The following is a 1,981-nucleotide window of genomic DNA, read 5'->3' as shown; positions in this document are numbered from 1 at the left end:
CGCTAAACGTTTCACGGTTGACCCCACACAAGCGCTTAAAGTGGCGCTTCGATAGATGCTCCAACTCGTTATATCGCATATCTGCTTCTGACATTAGCTTCTATTCAGAAGCTATCTTGCTTCGCTGCGATCCTCAACTGTCACACTCACTTTATATTCGTGCAGGAAGTCTACTGTTCAGAAGGTGGTGCGAATCTAATATTCGAGGAATAGGGTATTGAAGGTATCCGGTGGAGAGGGAGCGATCGCCATCTTCGCCATTTTCACAGTTGATCGAATTGTTGGTTCTGCGGCAACGGTCGGCACTTCTTCTCGCATCTGCTGCACGTTGTTTTCAAGTTCAGCAACCTGACCGTCTAAAACTGCAATTCGGTCTGAAATTTGCTGTCGTCGCTGTTCAAGGCTCTGCAATTCTTGCTGAAGTCGTTTCTTCTCAATCACCAACTTGTACAAATCAAGAAATGCGGTTGCCTCTGTTTTTGGGCGAGGCATGGTGCTGATTTTGGGGCGAATCGTGCCTTTGGCAGAAGGGCGGTGCATAGGTAATCGCAATAGCTCAATTTTCCTCTAGTGTTCCCACCGTAAAGCAGGGCTACCGCGCCCAAAGTTTTGTAACGTCGTGTTTTCAGCTACAGTTCCCTCAGCCAGACTGGCAAACAATTGGGGTTTGAATAGTTGGTGGAATTTCTGCTAACCGCAACGCCAGATTTGAATGTTGCTTTGATATGAAACCCCGAATTATTGTCTGTGGTTTAGGTCGAACTGGCTATAAAATTTTCTCCTTGTTGAAGCAGCAGGGTGCTTTAGTCGTGGGGATTAGCGACTCCCCGGTGGAAGTCTTGCGCGAACGGCTGCACGGTCTAGATGTAGATCATGAAGCCGATGTGGTAGTCGGAGATCTGCGCTCGGCTGGAACGCTTTTGGCAGCAGGGGTTAAGGAAGCTCATACGCTGGTGCTGGCAACCCGCGATGATGCATTGAATCTGGCAGTTCTGATTCAAGCAAGGGTGCTAAATCCTCGAATTCGGATTATTAGCCGTTTGTTTAATACCAGTTTGGGCGATCGCCTCGACCACACCCTACCGGACCACGCCAGCATGAGCGTCGCCGCTTTATCTGCGCCTGTATTTGCCTTTGCCGCAATGGGCAATCGGGCGATCGGGCAGTTGCAATTATTTCACCAGATCTGGCCGATTCACGAGGAGCACATCGACGAAACGCATCCCTGGAAGGGACGGAAGCTAGCCGATCTATGGGAAGACCGTTCTCGCATGTTGATTTACTACTTGCCCGTGGATAGCGGTTTGGATCTAATATCTGCGGTGGTTGAGGATCAGTCTTTGCGGGTGGGCGATCGCCTGATTGTTGCAACTCAACCCAGTGTTCGCAGCTTTCGTAAAACCTTTAAGCAAAAGTTTTCGGAGTTTTTGTTTGGTCTGCGGCAGTTTCAGCAGCAGGTTCAGCCTACCGTTGTCGTGATGTTGGTGCTATTAGCGACGATTTTTGGTGCAACCCTCACTTACACAGCAGTAAACCTGCAAACCACACCCATAGATGCCCTGTACTTTTCTGTAGGAATGATTACGGGGGCTGGGGGCAACGAAGGTGTTGTGGAACATGCTCCTGCAAGTATCAAAGTTTTTACTGTGGTCATGATGCTGGTTGGCGCAGCAGTTATTGGAATTTGCTACGCGCTGCTGAATGACTTTGTTTTGGGGACTCGGTTTAAGCAGCTTTGGAACACGAGCCGCATTCCCCATAGTCAGCACTACATCATCTGTGGGTTAGGGGGAGTTGGGGTACAAATCGTCAACCACCTTCACGCTAATGGCTGTGAGATTGTGGTGATTGAGCCTGACCCTAACAATACGTGAGTTCGGGATAAGGAGGGGCGAAATAGATAGAGTTGAAAGTACCTAATTTTTAACTCATCTAACCGCCCCATGCTTAGTCTAGAATCCCTGTTCTGTCATGTCGATGA

The 1,981-nt window shown here is 49.0% G+C and carries 1 protein-coding gene and 1 pseudogene; one reads left to right on the top strand and one right to left on the bottom strand.

Features of this window, described 5'->3' with window-relative positions; genetic code table 11:
- Positions 1-195: 195 nt before the first annotated feature.
- Positions 196-540: a hypothetical protein gene (locus H6F88_RS00020; protein WP_190640718.1), complete on the bottom strand. Its 345-nt coding sequence runs from the start codon at positions 538-540 to the stop codon at positions 196-198.
- Between the two features lie 185 nt (positions 541-725).
- Between H6F88_RS00020 and H6F88_RS00015 the strand changes: the two are divergent.
- A pseudogene (locus H6F88_RS00015) lies at positions 726-1,868 on the top strand (NAD-binding protein); the annotation flags it as partial.
- Between the last annotated feature and the right edge of the window lie 113 nt (positions 1,869-1,981).

The sequence above is a fragment of the Oculatella sp. FACHB-28 genome (genome assembly GCF_014696015.1).
In the GTDB taxonomy this organism is placed as follows: domain Bacteria; phylum Cyanobacteriota; class Cyanobacteriia; order Elainellales; family Elainellaceae; genus JAAUTN01.
The sequence above is the reverse complement of the archived record's forward strand: the minus strand, read 5'-3'. Positions and strand labels throughout refer to the sequence as shown.